At 39.9% G+C, this 23,732-nt stretch carries 22 protein-coding genes; 2 read left to right on the top strand and 20 right to left on the bottom strand.

Annotation, left to right across the window (positions count from 1 at the left end):
- Positions 1-69 precede the first annotated feature (69 nt).
- From RCG21_RS12850 to RCG21_RS12815, 8 genes are all read right to left on the bottom strand, one after another.
- A complete protein-coding gene (locus tag RCG21_RS12850) occupies positions 70-1,446 on the bottom strand; it encodes an aminotransferase family protein (RefSeq protein ID WP_308913232.1) in 1,377 nt (458 codons plus the stop codon).
- 252 nt (positions 1,447-1,698) lie between these two features.
- On the bottom strand, positions 1,699-3,138 hold the full coding sequence (gene nhaC / locus RCG21_RS12845; protein ID WP_165976204.1) for a Na+/H+ antiporter NhaC: 1,440 nt from the start codon (positions 3,136-3,138) through the stop codon (positions 1,699-1,701).
- Between the two features lie 64 nt (positions 3,139-3,202).
- Positions 3,203-4,444, bottom strand: coding sequence for a Zn-dependent hydrolase (locus tag RCG21_RS12840; protein WP_308913231.1), 1,242 nt, complete (start codon positions 4,442-4,444; stop codon positions 3,203-3,205).
- A 41-nt stretch (positions 4,445-4,485) separates the two neighbouring features.
- The gene (locus RCG21_RS12835) at positions 4,486-5,163 is read right to left on the bottom strand and encodes a DUF1028 domain-containing protein (protein WP_308913230.1); all 678 of its coding nucleotides are present in this window, start codon (positions 5,161-5,163) and stop codon (positions 4,486-4,488) included.
- Between the two features lie 84 nt (positions 5,164-5,247).
- Complete coding sequence (locus RCG21_RS12830; RefSeq protein WP_133333661.1) at positions 5,248-5,679, bottom strand: RidA family protein; 432 nt, start codon at positions 5,677-5,679, stop codon at positions 5,248-5,250.
- 45 nt (positions 5,680-5,724) lie between these two features.
- Positions 5,725-6,267, bottom strand: a complete 543-nt coding sequence (locus RCG21_RS12825; RefSeq protein ID WP_133333662.1) for an FAD synthetase family protein — start codon at positions 6,265-6,267, stop codon at positions 5,725-5,727.
- Positions 6,268-6,291: 24 nt separating this feature from the next.
- Positions 6,292-7,752, bottom strand: coding sequence for a 4-hydroxyphenylacetate 3-hydroxylase family protein (locus RCG21_RS12820; RefSeq protein WP_133333663.1), 1,461 nt, complete (start codon positions 7,750-7,752; stop codon positions 6,292-6,294).
- 44 nt (positions 7,753-7,796) lie between these two features.
- Positions 7,797-8,294, bottom strand: coding sequence for a flavin reductase family protein (locus tag RCG21_RS12815; protein ID WP_133333664.1), 498 nt, complete (start codon positions 8,292-8,294; stop codon positions 7,797-7,799).
- Between the two features lie 222 nt (positions 8,295-8,516).
- On the opposite strand from RCG21_RS12815, the gene RCG21_RS12810 reads away from it, so the two are divergent.
- Positions 8,517-9,818: a helix-turn-helix domain-containing protein gene (locus RCG21_RS12810; RefSeq protein WP_308913229.1), complete on the top strand. Its 1,302-nt coding sequence runs from the start codon at positions 8,517-8,519 to the stop codon at positions 9,816-9,818.
- 38 nt (positions 9,819-9,856) lie between these two features.
- Here the strand turns inward: RCG21_RS12810 and RCG21_RS12805 are convergent, their stop codons facing one another.
- The 12 genes from RCG21_RS12805 to RCG21_RS12750 form a co-directional block, all read right to left on the bottom strand.
- Positions 9,857-11,485, bottom strand: coding sequence for an amidohydrolase (locus tag RCG21_RS12805; protein ID WP_133333666.1), 1,629 nt, complete (start codon positions 11,483-11,485; stop codon positions 9,857-9,859).
- Positions 11,486-11,518: 33 nt separating this feature from the next.
- A complete protein-coding gene (locus RCG21_RS12800) occupies positions 11,519-12,910 on the bottom strand; it encodes a purine-cytosine permease family protein (RefSeq protein WP_308913228.1) in 1,392 nt (463 codons plus the stop codon).
- 259 nt (positions 12,911-13,169) lie between these two features.
- Positions 13,170-14,591, bottom strand: a complete 1,422-nt coding sequence (locus RCG21_RS12795) for an amino acid permease (RefSeq protein ID WP_133333668.1) — start codon at positions 14,589-14,591, stop codon at positions 13,170-13,172.
- Positions 14,592-14,922: 331 nt separating this feature from the next.
- Positions 14,923-15,624 carry an ABC transporter ATP-binding protein gene (locus RCG21_RS12790; RefSeq protein ID WP_133333669.1) on the bottom strand — a complete coding sequence of 234 codons (702 nt, stop codon included), beginning with the start codon at positions 15,622-15,624 and terminating at the stop codon, positions 14,923-14,925.
- 10 nt (positions 15,625-15,634) lie between these two features.
- Positions 15,635-16,411, bottom strand: a complete 777-nt coding sequence (locus RCG21_RS12785; RefSeq protein WP_133333670.1) for an ABC transporter ATP-binding protein — start codon at positions 16,409-16,411, stop codon at positions 15,635-15,637.
- Positions 16,412-16,414: 3 nt separating this feature from the next.
- Positions 16,415-17,710: a branched-chain amino acid ABC transporter permease gene (locus RCG21_RS12780; protein ID WP_133333671.1), complete on the bottom strand. Its 1,296-nt coding sequence runs from the start codon at positions 17,708-17,710 to the stop codon at positions 16,415-16,417.
- Positions 17,711-17,718: 8 nt separating this feature from the next.
- Complete coding sequence (locus RCG21_RS12775; RefSeq protein ID WP_308913227.1) at positions 17,719-18,705, bottom strand: branched-chain amino acid ABC transporter permease; 987 nt, start codon at positions 18,703-18,705, stop codon at positions 17,719-17,721.
- 79 nt (positions 18,706-18,784) lie between these two features.
- Positions 18,785-19,975 carry a branched-chain amino acid ABC transporter substrate-binding protein gene (locus tag RCG21_RS12770; protein WP_133333673.1) on the bottom strand — a complete coding sequence of 397 codons (1,191 nt, stop codon included), beginning with the start codon at positions 19,973-19,975 and terminating at the stop codon, positions 18,785-18,787.
- A 151-nt stretch (positions 19,976-20,126) separates the two neighbouring features.
- Positions 20,127-20,687 (bottom strand): NADPH-dependent FMN reductase, encoded by a 561-nt coding sequence (locus RCG21_RS12765; RefSeq protein WP_133333674.1) that lies wholly within the window; start codon positions 20,685-20,687, stop codon positions 20,127-20,129.
- A 134-nt stretch (positions 20,688-20,821) separates the two neighbouring features.
- Positions 20,822-21,301, bottom strand: coding sequence for a DUF2680 domain-containing protein (locus RCG21_RS12760; RefSeq protein WP_208025330.1), 480 nt, complete (start codon positions 21,299-21,301; stop codon positions 20,822-20,824).
- Positions 21,302-21,380: 79 nt separating this feature from the next.
- Entirely contained in the window at positions 21,381-21,770 is a 390-nt protein-coding gene (locus tag RCG21_RS12755; RefSeq protein ID WP_133333675.1) for a PepSY domain-containing protein, read from the bottom strand.
- Between the two features lie 59 nt (positions 21,771-21,829).
- A complete protein-coding gene (locus RCG21_RS12750) occupies positions 21,830-23,089 on the bottom strand; it encodes a cation:proton antiporter (RefSeq protein ID WP_133333676.1) in 1,260 nt (419 codons plus the stop codon).
- A 231-nt stretch (positions 23,090-23,320) separates the two neighbouring features.
- On the opposite strand from RCG21_RS12750, the gene RCG21_RS12745 reads away from it, so the two are divergent.
- Entirely contained in the window at positions 23,321-23,728 is a 408-nt protein-coding gene (locus RCG21_RS12745; protein WP_133333677.1) for a hypothetical protein, read from the top strand.
- Positions 23,729-23,732 lie beyond the last annotated feature (4 nt).

Raw genomic sequence — 23,732 nt, 5'->3', positions numbered from 1 at the left:
TCTATGTAAATAAACAGGTCAGGAAGCCCGCTTCCGTGGCTTTCAGCTGACCTGTAATTGTTCTTAAAATTAAAGTGTTCTTTCAAAAGCAGTTAGGGCATCGTCTACAATACTGATTATCTCTTCTACTTCTTCCTTATTAATAATGAGCGGAGGTGCAATCGCAACAATATTTTTTCCTTCCTCAAAATCAGCAGCCCGCAGAATTAATTTATTGTTAAAACAATGTTCAACCACAAAAGCTGCAGCGCGGATTGATTGTTCAAAAGGTGTATCAGTGTCACCGTCAGCCTGTAGGTCAAAACCAGCAAGAAGGCCAACTGCTCTTGGTTTCGTGAAATGCTGATGCTTATCTGCCAGATAAGCAAATCCCTTTTTCAGTACAGTCTCCATATTGTTTACATTTTCAAGAAGGTTGTCGCGTTCAAAAATTTCGATATTTTTCAAAGCTACAGCACAGGCAGTCGGATGTCCGCTATATGTAAATCCGTGCCCTAAAATTTGATCATATTCCACAATGGTGTCCCGAATTTCTTGATTCACCAAAACTCCGCCTAATTGGGCATAGCCGCTTGTAATCCCTTTTGCGACACTCATAATATCCGGAACAACATTCCAGTTATCCATACCGAACCACTTACCGGTACGGCCAAAGCCACAAATAACTTCATCAGCGATTAATAAAATATCATTCGCTTGGCATAAGTCTTTTACCGCTTTTAAATAACCATCCGGTGAAACATGAACTCCGCCTGCCCCTTGAATTGGTTCAAGAATGACGGCTGCAATGTTTTCAGAACCAAGTTTTTCGATGGTGTCACGAATACAGCCTACATAATTCGGATCGGTCTTATCACCCAATTCACAATTGGTTACATGGCCCCTCGCATTGATAATGTCAATATCCCTTGAACCGGCAAAATTGTGGAAGGCATCTATTCCGGTTGCAGTACCTGCTGAAACCGTTGCACCATGGTAGCTGCGGGTGATTGAGATAATTTTCTTCTTGCTAGGACGTCCTTTTAAATTCCAATAGAATCTCGCCAGCTTAAAGGCTGTATCGTTTGATTCGGAGCCTCCGGAAGTAAAGAAAACGGCTGATAGATCCCCAGGAGCGAGGGAAACTACTTTTTCTGCTAAGCGAACCGCATTTTGGTTTGTATAACCATAAAAAGACGAGCTGTATGCAATGGAGCTCATTTGATCATAGGCAGCTTGTGCAAGCTCCTGATTTCCATGTCCTAAATTGACATTCCAAAGCATCGAAACACCATCGATAAAGGTGTCTCCCTTTATATCGGTGACACGGATCCCTTTTCCTTCCTGGAAAATGATTTTCGGACCATTTTTTTGGAACAAGCTTGGCACCGTTGTTGGGTGTAAATAATGCTTCTTATCGGCTTCAATTAACTTTTCAATTTGAGAAACTGTTTGTGGACTTACCATGGGTATTTACCTCCTAAAATTAATTGATTCATCTATTGGGGTTTTACATTAGCTGCTTTTTTAGCTATCAAATTCTTAAAAACTATTACCAAATTGAATATAGTGCAAACAACTTACGGACATATTAAGGAATACTTCCATATTAAAAAATACAAAATATTTAGATAATTGTCAATAAAATTATTCTAACGAATGTCCACCCCATACGGACAAAAATGGCAATTTGTCCACGAATGGTGCCTGTCACCAAAGCTAGGTGGTAACGGTTGAGTTTTCTGTTTGATCGATGGTGATTTTTTGTTCTTCGGCTGGCAGGCGGTTGATTCTTATGTTGAGGTAGCCGTAGGTGATGGCGACTAGGGTGCTGATGTAGCAGAAAAAGGCATATGGTGCATAGTCTAAGGCTGAAACTTTCAGGACAGAGAACATAAAGATCCCGCATGTTGTCCAAGGAAGAAGACAGGCGGTTACAGTCCCGCAATCCTCTAAAGTCCGTCCGAGCAATTTTGGGTGGAAACCTCGTTTCTTATATTCATTTAAATACATCCGCCCCGGGATCACGACAGACATAAACTGGTCGCAGCCGACAATATTGGATGTAATGCACGTCGCAGCTGTTGCCCCAATTAGGCTTCCTGTCCTTTTAATTTTTCTAAGCATTCCGCCTAGAATGGCTTCTAGAACCCTTGCTTTTTCAAGCGTTGCTCCAAAAGATAAAGCAATAAGAATTAAGGAAACCGTATACATCATACTTTGAATCCCGCCTTGATTCAGCAGTTCGTCCGTAACATTATTTCCCGTTTCAGTGGAAAAGCCGTTATTCATGATGGAAAGCATATTACCTAAGGAAATATGTTGAACGAATATAGCAATGATGGCTCCGATCAAGACACCCACGGATAATCCTGGAATAGCAGGAATCTTTAAGGCAAAAATTAAAAAGATAAAAATTAGAGGCGCCAATAACCATGGCGAAATGGTAAAATGTTCTGATAGGATGTTTTGAACATTTGCTGCCATGGACAAATCTGCATGCTCTCCATGAAATTTAAGCCCCAACAATGTATATAACAAAAGTGAAATGATCAGTGTAGGAACTGTGGTGTTCATAAGGTTTCGAATATGTTCAAAGAGATCTACTCCTACTACCGCTGAAGTAAAATTGGTTACGTCTGATAAAGGACTCATTTTATCTCCAAAATACACTCCGGAAACAACCGCTCCTGCTACCATTGGTAACGGAATACCTAATCCTTGGCCAATCCCCATTAAGGCAACGCCAATCGTCCCGGCGGCGAACCAAGCATTCCCAGCCATACTTACTAACACAGAGATTATACAGGCTGTAACTAAGAAGTAGGTGGGCGATAGAATGCCAATTCCGTAATAAATCATTGAAGGAACAATTCCAGCAGCCATCCAAGCGCCAATAAATGCTCCAATGATCACTAAGATAAGCAAGGCTTTAATGGATACAGCAATTGTTTTTGAAATATCCTCTTCAATGGATTTCCAAGAATGTCCCAACTTCAAGGCAACCATTACCGCGACCACAGTACTCAACAAAAGAGGTACATGCGGATCAGCACCGTACACACCAATTCCCAGTGCAAGGGAGGCTCCCATAAAAACAATCGGGATGAGCGCCATCCATACGGAAGGTAATTCATTTACGGCTTTTTCATGTTTCATTCCATCACTCTCCTTAACGAATGGTAAAGTCATCCTATAGACCTTAAATTAACAACTATGCCAACTAAATAAGTGCTCGGTCCAAATTTAAAATTCCTTTCAACATAAGATTTCCAGCCCTCTCGATATCCTTGGGAACACTATACTCCGCTGGACAATGACTTTTCCCACCGATACTTTTGACAAAAATCATCGCCGATTTTGTAACCGTTGCCATTTGTGCGGCATCATGAACAGCCATACTTGCCAATGTCAAAATGGGCTCACTCATTTCTTGTGCAGTTTTTTGAAGGATTCGAACCACCTCTGAATCCAAAGTAATCGGAGCTTGCTTTAAAAAAATATCTTCCTGGAGTTGAACCTGCCTTCTCTTGGCAATTCCCTTCCATCCTTCTTGGATCTTGCGGACCATTTCATCAATCTTTTCTGTTGATTCTCCTCTAATTTCAAAGGTAAAAACAACTTGACCGGGGACAATATTCGTTGCATTAGGAAATACTTGCATTCTACCGACAGTACCAACTATATCTGTTTCATCTTTATTACAAAGAAATTCTACTTCAAGAACCATTTCTGCTGCCGCCGCCAGAGCATCCCTTCGGTGTTGCATCATCGTTGTACCCGAATGATTTGTCTCTCCGGTAACAGTAACCTTACTGCGATACATCCCTACAACCTTATCAATCACCGCAGCTGAAATATTTTGGTGTTCAAGCCGCTGCCCCTGCTCAATATGAAGTTCAATAAAGGCCTTTTTTTCCTTTGCCAATTCCTTCATTTGCGGAAACCTTTCCAGATCTCCTCCAACCTTAACCAGCTCATATTTAAGGTGATTTCCCTTTGAATCTATAACATGCTCCAATTCCACAGCCGATAATTTACCTGCAAATGCACGGCTTCCAAATGTTGATAAGTGAAAATCATTGGATTCTTCGGCAGTAAAAGATACAATCTCAAGATCATGGTCCAAACGGATCCCATCTTCAATCAAGGTTCGTACAATTTCTTTTGCAACAAGCGTTCCCAGTGGACCATCATATTTTCCGCCATTTGGCACTGAATCTAAGTGTGATCCGATGACAATACTTCCTTTTTTACTCCCGTTCCCTTCCCATTTCCCCCAAATATTTGCTGCACCATCAATTGTTACGGTTAAGCCCAAATCAAGAAGTTCTTGAATGAATCGATTCCGAACTTCTTGATCTTCCTTTGAAAAACTTGGCCTTGTTATACCACCATATTGATTTGCACCAAACTTTCCATAGGTTTCGATATCAGCAAGTAATCTTTCGAGATGAATTTGCATGGATTTGTCACTTCCTTACTCTTATACAAAATAGATAAAAATTACTCATCCCCCTTTACCCCATAGGACGGGGCATCGTCAGGCCGAATCGCTCTTACCTTATAGCTTTCAGCCTGCGGACCGTAAATCTCCCAAAGCTTCTTTAAATCACCAAAAGGATCTTCACTATAATCAACCCGGAGGTCAATATAGGCAAACGGAGTATCAGGATGGTAGATTAATAATGCGATTGAATGTTCTTGATCTAATTCTCCACCCATTTCAAAACCAACTTCAATCGTTGAGATCAATCTCTCTTCCAAAGACTTCCCACGATGTTGATTAAAATATCGGCCCATTGCTTCCGGAATAGTTGGATCACTTAATAGATTTCCAATACAAGCAACATTATCTGTATAATAATCCCCATGGACGCCAAGTGCTTTTTCCCCGGTAAATACAGCTGCTTGACCTTGCGCATCTACTACGGCTAATTGCCGGTACTCAGGAAAATCAGACGCTGCTATCATCGTCCTAATGGCAGACTCAGCATTATATCCATTTTCTATTGTTGAAAATCCGACATCTGCTAATCTAGGATCGGTTACATTTTGGGTGAGAACAATACCTATATTTGATTTTATCCAAGGACATCGTGCACCGACTGCTGGGCTGCTGGATGTCACAATCGCACCAAGGGCACCGGTTTTTGAACAGCGGCCTGCTACAGAAAACGTCAAACCTCTTCCTCCTCTTTAAAAATGGACAGCAGAGCTAAACCCTTGCCTAATTACTGCTGCACCATGATTTTTTATCAATAATCTTTATCCCTCATCACTGATAACTGCTTCGACATCAATCTCTACCAGCATTTCCGGAAGCGCAAGTCCGTTCACAACAAGACCTGTGCTGACAGGGTAAACCCCTTTAAAATGCTTGGCAATTACACTATAAGCATCCTTGCGATAGGAACGATCCGTTAAATAAGTAGTAATTTTACAAATATCTGTCATTTCCCCCCCTGCTTCTTCTAAAAGCTTTTTAATGCAGCGGCATGCATTTTCTGTTTGTTCAATTACATTATCAATGCCATGGAAATTCCCTTCTAAGTCAAAACCAGTCTGGCCTCTCATATAAATATGATTGCCGGCACGCACTACCATACAAAATTCATTAGCTACGTGATGGGACTCTTCTCCAAAACTAGTTGGATAAAAATTATTCGTTTCAAATTTTCGAAATCTTTCATGTGTCATTTTCCAATTCTCCTTTTTATTTAATCTAAATATAGTGATTCTCCATTAATACGACGCGGCATGGTTCCAGCCTAGAAGTTGTTCAGCCTGCACCCGCTTATTTTCTTTTATAAGACTGCGTATTCTGCTCGAGGAAATAACTTCTCCCGATGGACAGCGCAGTGACTCTGTGATCTTTACGGAAAAATATTTCTGTAAAGTAGAAATATTTCCTTCACGATTTTTTCCAAAATGAAAATCAGGTCCTTCCCAAATTTCCACTGGGTTAAGTTCGCCAATTTCCTCAATAAACGAACTTACTTCCTTTGTCATGTAGTGTTCATTGAAGGGAGCAATGATACAAATGTCTACTCCAAGAGATTGAAGCTTCAACAATTTTTCAGACAGAGAGGAGAGCAGCAGCGCATTTTTAAAATAAACCCTTGGCGGCGGGTCAAATGTGTACACAACTAGTGGAACCCCTAACTCAATTGCCCTCCCCTTTGCGGTTTTAATTAATGCTTGATGTCCTTTATGCACTCCATCGAGCGCCCCAATGGTGAGTACCGATGCAGAAAGCTGTAAAGCTCCGTCAAAAAATGTTTGCAATTGTACCGCTCCCTTCCATTATTCTTAAACGGTAAGTGATGTTTTTGGATTAAGATTCGCTGCTTTTCGTACCAAATCACGCATTGGCTCTGCATCAAAGCTACTGTAAGCAGCCATATATTGGGCAAATGGCGGACTTTGAGCAAATAACTCAAATGTCACCTTATGGCCTGCGTAAGAAGAATTGAGCAAATCCCGAGCAAAATAAAGTAATTTCCCACGATCCTCTGCTGACCATTCTCCTACTGAATAATAACGATCGATATAATCAATAATTGCCGGATCCGACATTGTAGTCGTATCAGGTGTGACAGCTAGCTGTCCGCCAACTAACTCTCTCGTCAAGTGAGCCATCGCCGGGAAATTTGTTAGGGCAAAAATTCTTCCAGTATAGAGTAAGGATTGATTAGGCATCATTAAACCGCCAGGGCTGCGTTCTGCATTTGCTACGGCAGCGGTTAAATGTGCATTAATTCCTTCACGATACGTAATTAATTGAGCGATTTTTTCCTTTACTGCTTGAAGCTTTGTCAACCCAGTTTGTTCTACATTCAATAGAGCTGCACCTAGTAAATAATCTGCTCTCCGTAAAACCCTAAGGGTGTAATTAAAGGCTGAATAGCGATGTAAGGTGGAGCGAATGTAGGCAGCCGATTGTAAGGAACGGTGGAACAACACATTTTCCCATGGAATCAGGACATTATCAAAGATTAGTAATGTATCAATCTCTTCAAATTTGGTAGATACAGGATAATCTTCCGGATTTTTCCCTGCCCCAAGTGAAGAACGGCAGATATGTTTTAGTCCTGGTGACCCCATATCGCAGATAAATCCACAAGCAAATGGTGCCATTGCCTCCTGCCCTGCTTCCCAATCTAATATCGTTGGTTTTACGAACGCCTGGTGCGCATAAGCTGCTGCTGTTTCAAATTTAGCCCCTTTTACTACAATTCCTTTATCGTTTTCCTCCACTACATGGAGCAGGGTTCCACCATCTTTTCCGCTGAATAACTTACTTCGGTCACCTTTTGGATCGGTATTGGCCGAAACATGGAAAAGATCCTCTCTTGCGACCCTGTCAACATGGTATTTAATATTTCTAGCATAAGCAGGATCGATTTCATTTAACTTATCTTGCGCATCATATAAGGACCACATTTCTCCAATTGTCTCATCCCCAACCCGGTAAACTACACCGCCAAGATCATCTAAGACCGTTTCGACATACGTACGAATCGCTGCCAAGTCTTCTTTCGTTTCAGGTGTTTTGTAGCCCCTGCAGATTTCCTCACCATCCGGCAATACGGTCTTTACTTTGTCAGCATATTTTTCCTCATGATTAAGATCATACATCCTGGCTTTGACATCCACGATTGGTTTAAATGCGGGGTGATCAGCGACATTTTTGACCTTTTCCCCATCGATATAAACTTCCCTTCCGTCATTTAATGAATCCCGGTATTGCTTCCCTGTCATTAACGCCATCTAAAATCCTCCTCCATATTTTCATAAATTTAATAGATTCATTATTATGTTTCCAAAAATTGACCGAATTTTCCTCGAAAATAGACGAGCGGCTCACCTTCTTCGGCATGCGCTTTCAGAACCTCCGCAAGAAATACGGAATGAGTTCCCCCTGTTACTTCTTCTACAACCATGCATTCTAGCTGCGCAAGCGTGTTAGTTAAAATGGGATTTTCTAGCTCTCCATAATTAAAGGAAACACCGTTGAATTTGTCCGTATTTGCTCTAGCAAATTTTAAGGCCAATTCCTTTTGATTTTCGGCAAGAATATTTACAGTAAAGGATCCTTCGTCTGAAATTGCGTGACAAGTTCCTGTGCTTTTGTTGACACAAACGAGCAGCATCGGAGGTTCTAACGCTAGTGAGCTAACCGCGCTTGCCGTAATTCCAAAATCCACTCCATTATGGTTAACGGTAATAATGGACACCCCGCTGGCAAAATGACCAATGACATTTCTAAATCTCTCTTTATCTTCTAAAGGCAAAAGTTCGTTTCCCTTCAATCCATTTTCCTCCTTTAATCATTTATGGAAATATTCCTAATGTATTCCCTTATTAACACTATACAAATATGAGAAATGATTGTCAATTGAATTTTCAAAAAATTCTTTTCATTTTTTTGGATATTCTTGCGAAAATGAATAATAGTTACGAATGGTGTGATGAATTGCTATAATGTAACTACTTGGAAAATATATTTAGTTCATGAATTGGTGGTGGCTTTTTTGAAACCTAGAGCCGGTATTGTGGGACCAAGTGATTTTGTCCAATTAATCTGCGACATTGCCGCTGAATACAGTGACCAAATTGAGGCAATTCCGTTTACCTATCAAAATATGGAAGAAGCAACGAATATCTTACTGCAAAATCAACATCGGACGGATTTATGGATTTTTGCAGGACCTGGCCTTTATAAGGCTGCGCAAAGAAGCGGAACGAATCAGCCGTTTTTTTTCCTGGGGTTGGATGGAGCGAGTTTAACAAAAACACTCGTTGAAATCGGTTATAAGGACGGGGCAAGTCTTGAACGGGTAAGTATTGATATGCTGACAGAACGTGATGTGAATGAAACCTACCGTGATTTAGGAATATCAAGCAATCAGGTTTATGTTCACGAATACTTACACGACACTCCTCACGTGGATCTTTTGGCCTTTCATCAAAAACTATTTAATAACGGAAAAGTTAACTTATGTGTAACCTGCCTATACTCAATCTATGAGACTCTCCGTTCTCAAGGCATCCCTGCCTATCGTGTGACGCCGACTAGGAGCAATATTCGCGAAACCTTAAAGAAGGCGATTCAGCAGTGGGAGATGCTGCATTTTAAACAGTCACAAATTGCTTCGCTACTGATCCAAATACAAAGAATGGAGAAAAAATCCGATTTCCACACCGTGTCCTATGATCTTCATCGCTTGAACTTGGAATTACAGTCAGCCGTATTAAATTTTTCCGAATCCATTTCAGGATCGTTTATGTCGATTGGTGTGGGTACGTTTATGATTTTTTCAACGAGAGGTTCTTTACATGATTCACGGCAACAAATACCTTCCCTATTGGAGGAATTAGCTTTAATAACCGATTTACCTGCGAATATCGGCATTGGCTATGGGGATTCTGCACTTGCCGCAGAGGAGAATGCCAGATTAGCCTTAAATCATGCCCAAAATTATGGTACCTTTTCGGCCTTTTTAGTAGATACAAACGGAACCATCGAAGGACCTTTAAAAGAAGGGGAAAATATTACATACAGCTATCGAACGGATAACAAGGAAATGAGCGATAAACTGAAAGATAGCGGAATCACCATTACTACGTTCAATAAAATTATATCTGTTCAAAAACGCATAGGGACAAACTCGATTACTGCTGCAAATATCGCAGATTGGCTGAAGATGACACCGAGAAATGCCCGAAGGATTCTTAACGGGTTGGTCGAACAGGGAATTGCGGAAATCATCGGAGAAGAGGCACCTACCTCAAAGGGCAGACCAAGAAAAATTTATTATGTTAATAGTGAATAACGAAGGACCTTCCATTCGGAAGGTCCCTGTTTATAGTATTAAACGGTGCCGGTAGTCGAAGATTTCATCTCTTTGCTGACTACTCTCCCATCGACCATCGTCATTTTAACTTTTGTCTCCAATAATTCTCCAATTGGTTTTTCAAAAATATTACGATCGAGTATGGTTAGATCAGCAAGCTTTCCCACTTCTAATGTCCCAAGTTCATGCTCTCTGAAACTACCGTAGGCCGGTCCAATTGTATAAGCTTTCAATGCTTCCGATAAGGAGATACAATCGTTAGAATTCCATACAGTCACACCGCTACAATCCATTCTAGTCACCGCTGAAAAGATTTGCGTTAAAGGATTAAGGGAACGAGCAATCGGTGTATCCGTTCCAAAAGCAATTTGTGCTCCTGACTCTTGGAAGGTTTGAATCGGGTAAACATATTCTAATCGTTGTTTACCAACAAGCTTTTCGTATACCCCCCTTTCCACAATCGCAATTAGATCCGGCTGAAAGGAAGCGATCACACCTAGTTCTTTAAAGCGAGGAATGTCATTTGGGTCGATAATATCGATATGTTCAATTGTATGCCGCGCATCCCGTTTCCCATTTATTTTTTGTGCCTCTTCAAATGCATCAAGCGCAAGCCTGACAGCTCCATCCCCGACTGCATGAAAACGAACTCGATGCCCCTGCCGATCCGCATTCACAACCCAATTGATTACCCTTTCAGGTGGCATTGCAGGTTCACCGCAAAAACCCGGTTTATCTTCATATGGTTTTAACAGCAAAGCAGTGTACCCAGTTATTACCCCATCAAGGAATCCTTTTAAACCGGAATATTTTAATTTTCCGGAGTTTAACTCTTCACCCATTTTTTGTGCAAAGGTTATATCTTCCTTTATTTCGGGGGTCAAATGGATTCTCACTGATAAACGATCATTCAAATCCATTTCCTCTAATAGCTTATAATCCCGAAGAACTTCATCAAATGGAGCAAACATATCATTTACGGACGTAATCCCATATTTAGCCGCCTCCTCCATAAACCTTTCTAGAATCCGGGATTTTTTTTCTTTTGAAAAATTTAATGCCTTTTCGGAGGCGGTAGTCACAGCATTTTCATATAAAATTCCTGTTAATTTACCATTTACTTTTTCATAGGAGCCGAATTCTGGATCCGGTGTAAACTCATTAATTTGTAATACCTCAAGTGCCTTGCTGTTGAGCCAGGCAAAATGTCCCTCCGCATGTAATAAAAACACAGGGCGGTCCAGGATCACTTGATCAAGTGAGTGTCGAGTCGGCATTTGCTGTGGACCCCAATAACTTGAATCCCACTGCATCCCAATAATCCATTCTTCATCAGGATTCTCCTGAGCAAATTCAAATACTTTTTTAGCTGCTTCCTCCTCAGAACGAGCTGAAGCGAGGTCGACACTAACCAATTGGAGCCCGGCCATCATTAAATGAAGATGAAAATCATGAAAACCGGGCATGACCAATTCATCTTCAAATTGATAGATTTCTGTATTTTCATTTATAAGTGGCAGCATTTCATTCATTGAGCCCATACCGATAATTTTATTATCCCTGATTGCAATGGATGCTGGTTCCGGCTTATCTGCCAAGCCTGTAAATATAGAGTTGCTTGATATAATTATATCTGCGTGTATCATTTGTCCATTAACTCCTTTATAAAATAGGCTTTTTTAAATGCGGGTTGTCAATTGTTCATTTACATCAAGCTCGTTCGAAATAGACTTTGATTTTAATTTTTTCATAGGATAATAATACAAAAGGACCGGTACAATTAGCCCGACAATCCAAGCCAGGTCGGTTCCACCTAAATTATCAACAAGCGGGCCAACATAAAAAGAGCTGTTGATAAATGGAATTTCCAACAGGATCGCAATAATATAAGCTCCAAGGGCAATCCAGTTAATTTTTCCATATTGGCCATTTAAATCAAGGAGGGCTGTAACATTATAATGGCCTTTCTTCAAAAAATAATAATCAATTAAATTAATGGCCGTCCATGGGAACATAAAGTAGGAAAGGAAAAGAATTAAGTTTGTGAAATTATTTAGAAAGTCCCCATTTCCCCAAATGGCAAGCCCGCCGCATAAAATTAAGCAGCTTAGCATCAGCCAAAATCTTGTTTGAATGGTACCCTTTAATTTTGTGAAGGTTTCTATGATGGTGGTAATGGACATAAATGCTCCATATAGATTTAGTCCATTGATAGCGGCAAGTCCCATAATGATAATCGCATAAATAATCGGAACAAAAATAGGGCCTAAAAGATGGGAAACTTCTTTCCCGGGATTATCTAAAAATTTTGGTATCGCAGTAGCTAATACAGCCCCCAAAACCATCATCCAAACCGTACCAATTACAGTTCCGGTATAAGTATAGAAAAATGTTTTTGATGAAGGTGTTTTAGAAGGAAGATATCTGGAATAATCCGCAACATAGGGCGCGTATAACAATTGCCACGCAGCAAAAACACTCACACCTAATAAAAATGGTGCGAGCTTAAATTCACTTGGTGACCAACTTCCAGCCGGAAGGTCTAGACCGAAGGCTGCAATCGTTACAAAGAAAAATACGGCTGTGAAGGCAATGGTCAAATACTTAACAATTATGTGAATTAAATCATATCCATAAAGGGCGATCATAAACCCTGTAATACAAATAAGGGCAATTCCGATATTAATTGGAATGGAAGAAGCACTTGAAAGCGCCTGTGCACTGACAACAGCATTACTTGCAAAAAATCCAATATACATGATTACTACAATTAAAAGCGGGATGATTGCCCCGATGATACCAAATTGGGCCCTGCTCTGGATCATTTGCGGGATTCCAAGATTGGGTCCCTGAACGGAGTGTGTGGCCATAAAGATAGCCCCGATAAGGTTTCCTAATAGAATGGAAACCACTGCCCAAAAGAGATTTAGTCCAAATACAATTGCAAGAGCCCCGGTGACAATCGTGAGAATATGCATATTCGCACTAAACCAGATCGAAAATAGATTTCGGACACTTCCATGCCTTTCCTCTTCAGGAATAAAGTCAATGAAATGGTTTTCAATTTTCAAGTAATATCAGCCCCTTATTATTGAATGAATCCAACGAAATGAGGTAAATTTACTGGTGGGTCCTTTCTACATCCAATCCCCTCCCTTTTATTTATGGAATACTTATGGATATTTTCCTATTTTAATCATATCGATAGTGAAAACCTTCGTCAATAATATTTTTAAATTTTACAAATTTTCTATAAATTTATCTACTATTTGTTATTGTAATAAAAAAACAAGATGCCCCCAATAGGTCATCCTGTTTTGAAATCTATTATTAAGCTGCTTTTGTTTCCTTTACTTTTTCCATCACATTCCGTTCCTTCATCACAAACGGATATAAAACCAAACCCACTACAAATAATCCAATTCCTAAAAAGAATGTTTTCATGTCAGCTGTTCCGGTTTTGATTACCCAGAGTGAATAAACCAAGGCTAAAACAGTGATCACACCATCCCTCACCCTGGAACCCTTAATCGTGTCATAGGTTTCACCGGTAAGGACTAATTTTAATTGATAGAGTGCCGATACCAAATAAGGAATCAAATAGGCTAGAGTTGCGACGACAATAACAAAATTATAGGCTTCAGAAATCGTACCGGAAATCGTTGAAAACAAAAAGATTTGCGTCATGATATTTGTTAAGGTTAATGAATTAATTGGACTACCTTTCCTATTCGTTTTCGCGAAAAACGCTGGGAATAATTGAGCTTTTGCCGCCTGATATGGGACTTCAGAACTGACGACAATCCAGCCGACAGTTGATCCAAATAGTGAAACAAGGGCAAGCAAGGCCATGATTTTTCCGCCGCTTGAACCAACTACTTGTCCAATTGCGTCTACTAGTGGTTTTTGTGAAGTTTTTAACGCTTCTACAGGCAGTGCTCCCATTGTTAAAAGTGTGATTCCAATATAGATTACAAGCGAAATAATTAAACCAATAATGGTTGCCATTTTTACATCTCTCTGTGACTTTGCCCGATTCGATAACATCACCGCTGACTCAATTCCAATAAAGGCCCATAGGGTTAAAATCGCGGCAGAATTGATTTGGCTGCCAAATAAAACGGACTTTCCTGCTTTATCAATGAACTCTTTCCCATTACCAATGTTTGCAGAGTCAAAAATAAACAAAGTAATGACGATGAATAAGGCGAACCCGATTACTTTTGCAGCAGTTGCGATAAAGTTCAATTTACCGCCGTCATTGAAGCTTTTGGATAAAATCGCTTGAATGCCCCATAGCATAACCGTACAAACCATGAAGTTAATGAATTTACCCAATTCCAGTGAGAAAGATCCTGCAGTAAAAAGTACTTTTGAGCTTTGCATAATCGGGAAGAATGTGGATAGGTACCCTGCGAATGTAATGATGACTGAGGCAGTTGCTGCCCAGTTTGCTGCCCAATATCCCCATGCCATGCTATACCCCGCAATGCGTCCCGCCTTCGGTGATGAGAACATCGCTTGCGCATAACTTTGCGGACCTGCTTTCAATTCTGGTTTTCTAGTAGACAAATTTCCAAAAACAAGTGCGATAAATAATACGCCTAAACCCGTGATACCCCAAGCGGCCATTGAGCCAAAAGGGCTAGCCACTTGCGCCATATTGCTAGGAAGCATGAAAATGCCCCCGCCAACCATATTCCCAACAACAAATGTTGTTAAAATCCATAATCCCCATTTTTTATTTTCCATGATGGTAATTCCTCTCTTGTAAGTTTTACTCTCAAATTTATTATGCAGTTTCATTAGTGGTCATAGAGTTAACATCAACAAGAATGATGATGATAACGATGGTGGTAGTTCATCGAATGGAATTCATAGTTAATTGTTATCATCATACTAAATCACCTCATCTAATTGATTACGTGAAAAATTATACTACGATATTTTAGTTTGGTAAAGTGGTAAATTAATAGTGAATTAAAGTAAAAATTTAATGAAAGTCAGGAATTTTCCAAAAACAAAAAATAATCGACATAATTCGGGCGGTGACAGGCACCGCTCGAATTATGTCGATTTACCTTTAAGCTAAGTATGCCTCTCTCACTTCTTCATTTGTGATTAGGTCATAGCCGTTTCCTTGGAGTTTGATTTCGCCGGTTTGGATGACGTAGCCCCGGTGGGCGACTTGCAGGGCTTGGTAGGCATTTTGTTCGACGAGCAGGATGGTGATGCCTTCTTCGTTGAGTTCTTTGATGATTTCGAAGATTTGTTCGACGATGATGGGAGCAAGGCCCATGGAGGGCTCGTCTAGCATGAGTAAATCGGGTTTCATCATTAGGGCTCTTCCAATGGCGAGCATTTGCTGTTCACCGCCACTCATGGTCCCGCCCTTTTGCTCGAGCCGGTCTTTTAGTTTCGGAAAATAATGAAACACCTTCTCCATTCTTTTCTCGATCACCTTCTTGTTTTTAACTGAAAATGCCCCCATTAACAGATTTTCCTTTACCGAAAGTCTTGGAAAGATTCGTCTGCCTTCGGGAACATGAGCAATCCCTAACAGGGTTGTTTCATGTGCAGGTTTATTCGAAATATCCGTTCCATTATAAACAATACTTCCTGTCTTTACTTTCGCCAGTCCGCTGATGGATTTTAAAGTTGTTGATTTTCCGGCTCCATTACTGCCAATCAGGGTGACGATTTCCCCTTTATTTACGGAAACATCAATCCCTTTTAAAGCCTGAATCCCGCCGTAAAAGGTTTCAACATTATTTAATTGAAGCATCTCTTTCCCCCTATCCAGCATGAACGGCACCTGACCCAAGGTAGGCCTCGATGACCTTCGGATTTTTCCGAATGTCTTCCGGCTTTCCTTCCGCAATTTTTTCCCCGTGGTCGAGCACAACGATATGTTCAGAGATTTCCATTACAAGCTTCATGTCATGCTCAATTAAAATGACGGTCAGATTAAATTCATCTCTCATTTTTTTAATCAGCTGGGTCAATTCCTTTGTTTCCTTTGGATTCATCCCTGCAGCTGGTTCATCTAATAAAAGTACCTTTGGACCTGCAGCAAGAGCCCTTGCAATTTCCAATCTTCTTTGTGCCCCGTAGCTTAAATTGCAGGCCTTTTCATTTAGCAAATCTGCCAGCCCTACATATTCCAATAATTGATAGGCCTTTATTTCAGAAACCTTCTCTTCCTTCCGAATCCCGGGAAGATTAAATAAGATCCCAAAGAGTCCTGCCCTTAAATGTGTATGCATTCCAACCATAACATTTTCAAGGACAGCCATCTCATTAAATAAGCGTATATTCTGAAAGGTTCTGGCAATTCCCTTTTTACATACCTCATGCGGTTTTAATCCGACTAATATTTCATTTTCCAGTAAAATTGAACCAGAAGTTGGCTGGTAAACTCCTGTAATCATGTTGAAAAAAGTTGTTTTTCCGGCACCGTTCGGACCAATAACAGCGGTAATCGAATTTTTCTCAACCGCCATCGATACATCATTGTTCGCGGTTAGTCCCCCAAAGGTTTTCGTTAAGTTTTTCACTTCTAAAATGGACATTCCTTACACCTCCTGAGCTTTTTCAAGCTGTGATGGATCAGGAGTGATCGCAGTTTTTGTTTCCTTGCTACCATCTCGTAATTCTTTTTCATTATATTTACGATTTTTAGCAGGCAATAGCCCTTTGGGTCGATATAATGCAAAAAGGATTAACAGTAAACCGAAAATCAGCCGTTGCATTTTTGAAGGGGAAAGAGCATCTGGAATCGAAATGACCCCCGTCGAACTTAACTGATTCAGCCAATTCGTCACTTCTGTTAATACTTGAAGGTTCAGTATAGTCATTACGGCTGCACCGAGAATGACCCCTGGAACACTTCCCATCCCTCCTAAAATAACCATAACTAAAATGGTAATTGACTCCAGCAGCGTAAAACTAGTGGGGTCAACAAAGGCTTGTTTTGCAGCAAAAACAACCCCCATCATCCCTGAAAAAGAAGCTCCAATCGCAAAGGCCATCAGTTTCGTCCGAACTAACGGAACCCCCATCGCCTGTGCGGCAATTTCATTTTCCCTAACAGCCTTCCAAGAACGGCCAATTTTTGAGTGTTCGAAACGGCGAACGGTAAAAATCGTAAACAACAAAATGACGAGAACCACATAATAAAATTGGCTAGGATAGAGAAAATCAATTCCAAACAGACGGGGCGGGGTAACAGAGGCAAGCCCCATGGCACCATTTGTAATATTAACCGGACGATCCAGGTTATTAAAAATAATTCTGATAATCTCTCCGAACCCAAGGGTAACAATTGCTAAATAATCCCCTTTTACGCGAAGAACCGGGATCCCGAGCAGAACCCCAAACAATGCCGCGACTAAACAGCCAATGATAATGAAGAACCAAAAGCTTTCCCCTGGAAGCGGGAAATGCCCAAATGGCATAAAATTATTAGCCTGTGCAGTGGCAAATATCCCGTACGTATAAGCTCCAACCGCGAAAAAGGCTATAAACCCTAAATCTAGGAGTCCTGCCATTCCGACGACAATATTTAAGCCCAGAGCCATGGAAATATAGATTCCAACCAGTGTGGCAACTTCCATATAGGATTGATACGCATCCCCGTTGCTTGCGGTAAATGGGAGGAGAAATACCAATACAACCCCTGCAATCAACCATTTTGTGAGATTCTTAAAATTCGTAAAATATAAGAGTAATAGAGAGGTTAGCAGTAGTAAGAATGCAATAACTGACTTTTGAGCTAAAAATAAACTTAAAGATGTAACGCCAATGTAAACGAGAAGAAAGATTCCCTGGAAGATTTTATTATTTTTATAGTTGTTCCATAAAGTTTTCATCTTCTCACCTACACTTTCTCAGTGACCGGCTTGCCTAATAGGCCTTCCGGTTTAAACAGTAATACGATGATTAAAATGATAAACGCAAAAACGTCTTTATATTCTGCCCCGAAGACACCACCGGAAAGCAGCGTTAAATTGGCAGATGCAAACATTTCTAGGACCCCCAGCAATAAACCACCGAGCATCGCACCGCGGATATTTCCTATACCACCTAAAACTGCAGCAGTAAATGCTTTTAAACCAAGGATAAAGCCAATATAGGGGTCAATTGTCCCGTATTGCACAGCAAATAAAACACCTGTGGCCCCACCAAGGGCGGAACCGATAAAAAAGGTCATTGAAATCACTTTATTTACGTTAATCGTCATTAAGGAAGCAGTTTCACGATCCTGCGCAACTGCCCTCATCGCCATACCCCATTTTGTACGATTGACAAATAAGTCAAGCCCAATCATCATGATCACAGCCGTGACAATGACAATCACAAAAGAAGTTTTAATATTCGCATCATTAAACATAGAACTAATCGATGAAGCCTTGATCGATAGCTGGTGGGTAAACATACTTGGACCAGTTACAATATAATTTCCCTTTTTCAATTCAGCTATGAATCTCACAATATCCTGCAATAAAAAGGAAATCCCAATTGCCGTAATCAACGGAATTAGCCGTGGTGCATTTCTGAGCGGCCGATAGGCAACTCGTTCAATCCCCATTCCTAGTAATCCCGTTAATAGTGCTGTTAAAAGAAGTGCCGTAATTAGCATTACAATGGACGGTACGGCAGAAACCCAGCCCATTCCTGTAAAAACGAGTAAAATGGCTGTTCCCATAAAAGCACCTGACATAAAGATTTCCCCGTGTGCAAAATTAATTAATTCCAATATCCCATAAACCATTGTGTAACCTAATGCAATAACAGCATAAACTGCCCCTAACGTAAGTCCATCAATCAGCACCTGCGGAATTGTCTGGACTATTTCATTCAGCATAGTAAACCTCCTTGTCCCAAAATATAGAAGAAAAAGGGTACTCTCCCTCTAAAGTGTACCCTTTTCAATCTGTTACCCCTTATTTACTCACTTCACCAACAAATTCTGCCGGATATTTTGCTTCTTTAAAGCTATAAATAAACACTTTTGCATATTTGTTGTCCCCGATATCATCAAAGCTAACCTTCGTTAACACACCTTGATAATCCTGGACACCACGGACTGCATCTCTTACTTGCTCACGAGTTGGCAATTTGTTGTTATTGGATTTAATCGCATCCTCAATTCCTTTTAAAACTACGCCCATCGTGTCATAACCATACACGGAATAGGACTCTGTATTCTTATTAAATTTGGCTTTATAGGTTTCGATAAACTTTTGACCTTCTGGAGATTTCGTTGAATCCCCTGCAAGTGAAGTAATATAAGTATTTTTAATCGCGTCACCAGCAATTTCAACAAGTGTGGACGCATCCAGTCCATCCCCGCCCATGAATGGAACATTGATGCCTTTTTCACGTGCTTGTTTGATTAACAAACCGCCTTCAGCATAGATTCCGCCAAAATAAACGAGGTCCGGTTTTTTGGAGACAATTTGGTTAAGGACTCCATTAAAATCTTTTTCACCAACGGTAATTCCTTCAAAGCCAAGAATTTGCGCGCCTTTTTCTTCTGCAGCTTTCTTGAAGGCTTCAGCTAGACCTGTTCCATAAGCTGTTTTATCTTGAACAATAAAGATTTTCTTCGCATGTAAGGTATTCACTGCATATTCGGCACCGGCAGGTCCCTGGAAATCATCACGGGCTACAATTCGGTTGACCGTTTTTAATCCTCTGCTCGTTACTTCAACTGCAGAATTGGCAGGTGATACCATAGGGATCGCATATTTTTCATAGACCTCAGATGATGGAATCGCAACCCCTGAGTTAAAGTGACCGACAACTGCTAAAATTGATTTATCGGCACCAATTAATTGGGCATTCGCCACTCCTTTTTTCGGATCTCCTTGATCATCATAAGGAACTAGCTGCAGATTATAGCCTAATTCTTTAAACTTTGCCTTTTCTTCGTCTAATTTAAGCTGGGCACCCAGTTTAATGGCCTCCCCAATGGTCGCACTTCCACCTGAAAGTGGTGTTTGTGTGGCAATTTTGATCAAATTCGAACTACTTTTTCCGTCGTCACCTGACTTTGAGCTACAGCCTGCTAAAAATAAACTTGCCGCCAATCCTCCCGTTAACAATAACGCTAAAGATTTCTTTAACTTCAATGTTGACCCTCCCCATTTTTTATATAAAAAAACAAGCCCTCTATATGTATATGGGTCAGAATCAAAAATAGGACAAATTATTCATTTTCCATTATTTTGAAAAAATAACCAAATAAAAACCAACACCGTTCAACGGTGTTGGTTTTTAAAGTTATTTTGTGGCACAAAGTTGTTTTTGTTGGTTAAACCACTGAATAAAGTTATTTACCACCTGATCCAAAAATTTAATGGTAGGTTCGTGGGTAAGGTTTCCATCCTGATCTATTTTTTCGTGGACCTGGGCAACATAGACTTCATTTCCTGGGATTAGTAGTGAACCAATACCCGGGCAGAAGAGAATATCACGCAAATGGTTCTGAGCACGAACAGTTCCGAGCGTCCCCATTGTTGCACCCATGATCCAAGATGGTTTACCAATCATTACTTTATCCACCCGTGATAACCAATCCATTGCATTCTTTAATACCCCTGGAATCGAATAATTATATTCCGGAGTAACCCAAAGAACGGCATCTGCTTCAGCAACTTTCTTCTTAAAATCAAATACCACCTGCGGCGGGTTTAATTCGATATCCTGATCATAATGAGGAAGGTCACGAATATTTAAAATTTCAAGGTCAAAGCGGTCCTTATAAGTTCTTTGCACATATTTCGCCAACTTAAGATTATACGATTCCTTCCGAATACTTCCAACGATTGCTACTAGTTTCACAGCTATTTCCTCCCCTTCAACTAAATACTTGTATGCTACAACTCATTAAGCTTACGTAATAAAAGGTAATCATGTCAAAAATGTTGCTCTATTTAAGGGACCATCCTTATTTTGAATTGTCCCTTAAATATTTCTTAATCATTATCACTGTTAAACCATTCCTCTTCCCATTCATCTTCCTCGAATTCACTGCACCATTTGTAGTTTCTTTTTTGAAAGGTAAGTATGTAGTTTCTTAACATGTTATAGCGTAGATTTTTTTCATCTTGGGTAAGGGCACCTGCCCAGGCATATGTTTCAATCAGGCTGATATAATCCATATAAATACGATGATAAATTTGGTCGAGACTCTGCTTTTGTGCCAAAGTATATTTAATATCCTTTGTACAAGTTAAATCCGAATCCCATTTTTCACTATCTTTTTTTTCACCATCTGATTCTTTTTCGGAATTATTTTTTTCATCTAATTCGCTTTCCTTTTCCTTATTAGGCAGAGGCATCACTTTTTCTAACTCGTTATCCTTTTTTTCATAATCCTTTTCTGCATTGGCATGGTATCCGGCGGCGATAAAACAAAAGAGAAAAAATATAAGACTTACGTATTTTTTTATCATTAATTTTCTCCTATAAGTAATTTTCTCAATATAAAAAACGGCACATCAATTATGACGTGCAGCTTTTTTAAAATTTCTATTAGTCTTCTCCCTGATCGTCGTCACCAGGTCCATCGTCGTCGTGGTCATGACCGTGGTCATCGTCACCATGATGACGATCATCATCACCGTTAGATGCCCCTTCTTTTTCTACCTCTAAAACTTTACCTGTCTTCGCATCGATTTCAACTTCATAAAAAATGCCTGCACTTTTAATTTTTACTTCGTAAACGGATCTTCCATCATCCTCTTCTAGGACAACCTTAACAATTTCACCTTTTACTTTTGTTAAAGCAATATCCCCTGCTTCTTTTTCAGAGATCACCTTATTTTCGGCTCGCAGTTCCCCCATTACTTTCGCATGGGCAAACTGAAAACTGCCAAAACTGATTGGGAATAGTAAAACCAGTAAGAGAACTATTTTTTTCATACTCTCACACTCCTTTAGTTTTTTATATCTTGTGTAAGAGTATGAAATTTATTCATTTGTCACATTAAATCCCATTTGTTTTTAATTACAAATCTAAGCCAAGTTCCTGTCATCCAGGAAGTAACAAGGGCAAGCATAACTAGTATCGCAAAAAACTCCTGATTTATAATCCCTGACATGAAAGCCACTGTCGATAAAACAATTCCTGGGCCTCCCCTTGCATTCATAGCGAAGCCAAAGTTTAAACTTGTCAGAGAATTAAGCTTAATTAATCGGCAGGTAAAGTAAACAATGGTCATTTGAATAAAGGTTGCAATTAATAAGTACTGGATAAAGAAATAAATATCAAATGACTTGGCTAAATCTAATTGAAGCCCAACTGTTGCAAAATAAACGGGCACAAACCAAGAAAAGGATAAATTAGAAACGCCTTCTTCGATCTTCTCAGAGACCGTTTCCGGAAGATAAAGCTTTGCCGCAATCCCGACCAGCAAGGCACCGAAGATGGTTTCGACGTGAAAAAAATAAGCAAGTACACAAGCGATAAAAAGAATCACTAAAACATAACCGAGGTTTGAAGATTGGAAAAATATGTTTCTGTCATTCATGGTTAAATGTTTAAAAAGCACTCTTAGCACAAAGAGAATTCCCAATAAGAACAAACAAGTCGTTCCAATACTTAAAAGAACATCACTATAGGATAATTGGTTGCTATGATGGGCAACAAGATTTGTCGCTACACCTAATACCACCCAAAGAAGGATATCGTGCAGTCCGGCAATAATAACAACGAGTTTTGCAAACCTTGTTTTCATAATTCCAAGATCAATAAAAATTTTAGAAATAACAGGGATTGAAGTGACTGCAATCGAAATACAAACGATTAATTTAAGTGCAAGCAAATCATTAGCTGCACCCACAAATTTATTCAAGTCGATAAAACTTGTAACCAACCATCCAATAATAAACGGAAGAACACTGGAACCAATCGTAATAGCAGAGGTGATTTTTAAATCATCCTTCTCAAATTCAGTATGAAATTTTAATCCTGACACGAACATCAAAAGAATTAAACCGATTTGATAAATGAGCCCGAATAATTGATCCTCCAATGGAAATCCGTGAAACAGCCATTGATATGCTTGAGGGTAAAAATAGCCTAATAAACTTGGTCCAAGGATAATTCCCGCTCCAACTTCCCCAATTACCCTCGGAATATAGATCCGCTCACAAAGGTAGCCAAGAATATGCGCTAACGCCAGCAGGCAGCCCATTGCGAACAAAAAATGGCTTACCTGTATTTGTTCGATTGTAAACATATTTCTCCCTCCATAAATACTGTCAGCCTCTTTCAATAGAATAGTTAAAACGCTCCGATTCAATGGTTTTTGCACTAAACATCATATGCTTGTTCTAATTGAATGGAAGCAACTTGTCTAAAAATGGGCAGGATGGAAAAATTTTGGACAAGAATGGGACAATGCCGTTCCTTTTCTCTTATTGGATGCAAATAATATAATAGCTTTAATTTCAATCAGGGAGAGAGACCAATGGGAGAGGAAGGGTCGTACTTTCGCAGATTATACAAGCTTTTCAAGGGGGGATTTAAAAAGGACAAGGAAGAAGATGGGGGATTAAAATGGGGCCTCGGGATAGCTGTTCCGTTTTTCTTCAGTTCAAAGTTTGCCGTCCATGATGAAACCATTACGATTCATGGAATTCAAACCACTCACGATGAGTACTCACCCATTAAGTATTCAATCGTTAAAATCACCAAGTTAGGCACTTCAATTGAATATTTTGATAGTGTAACTTTCTACGGGGACTCAGGTGAGGAAGGTATTAACTATACCTTTACGGTTCCAAATGGTACAGGCTATCAGCTGGAGATCTTTAATTATTTTCATTACCATGCATCAGGAAATGTAAAAATGCTAAAAAAAGAGCTGCCATCATGACAGC

Origin of the sequence: Bacillus salipaludis (genome assembly GCF_030938565.1) — a bacterium.
GTDB lineage: Bacteria > Bacillota > Bacilli > Bacillales > Cytobacillaceae > Neobacillus > Neobacillus salipaludis_A.
This window is presented reverse-complemented; position numbering and strand designations above follow the sequence as displayed.